This is a genomic window from Candidatus Phytoplasma citri (genome assembly GCF_002009625.1).
GTDB lineage: Bacteria > Bacillota_I > Bacilli_A > Acholeplasmatales > Acholeplasmataceae > Phytoplasma > Phytoplasma citri.
The window spans coordinates 1-587 of record NZ_MWKN01000098.1; the positions used below are offsets into that span (position 1 = coordinate 1).

Sequence of the window (587 nt, forward strand, 5' to 3'; positions counted from 1 at the left end):
CTGATGAACTGATTTAAGGTTCGCATAAGAATTTCATGATTGATGGTATCGAAATAACCTTTTAAGTCAATTTTGATAATATAGTCAATCCCTTTAAATCTTTGTTTGACGCGTTTGATGGCGTCGTGGCAAGATTTTTTGGTTCTGAATCCAAAGCTCCATTCTGAAAAAATATTTTCAAAATAGGGAGTTAAGAGTTGTTCGAGGCATTTTTGTATTAGCCGGTCCTTGATAGTAGGTAGCCCCAGGGGTCTAGTTCCTTTATTATCATTAGGAATGAGAATTCTTTTAACTGGTTTGGGGTTATAACCATTATTGACGTATTCCTGATGATATCTTTCTAGTCTTTCTAGATTAATTCCATCAATGGTTTCATTGTCAACACCTGGCGTGCCCGCCCCTTTGTTAGCGGCGATTCTTCAACGTGTTATAGAAATTATTCATTCCTTGTTGCAGTTCTCTTTTTAGGGAGTAACCGTTTGATGAACGATGTTGAATTCTATTCAATGTTCGCGAAAGTTTAGTTTCTGATGAAACCGTTGTTGACATAATTACTTTCTCGATGCCATTAAATAAATAGTAAATTA

General features: G+C 35.6%; 1 pseudogene. It reads right to left on the reverse strand.

Annotation, left to right across the window (positions count from 1 at the left end):
- Window positions 1–549: pseudogene (locus B2G44_RS02245) on the reverse strand (reverse transcriptase domain-containing protein); the annotation flags it as partial.
- Between the last annotated feature and the right edge of the window lie 38 nt (window positions 550–587).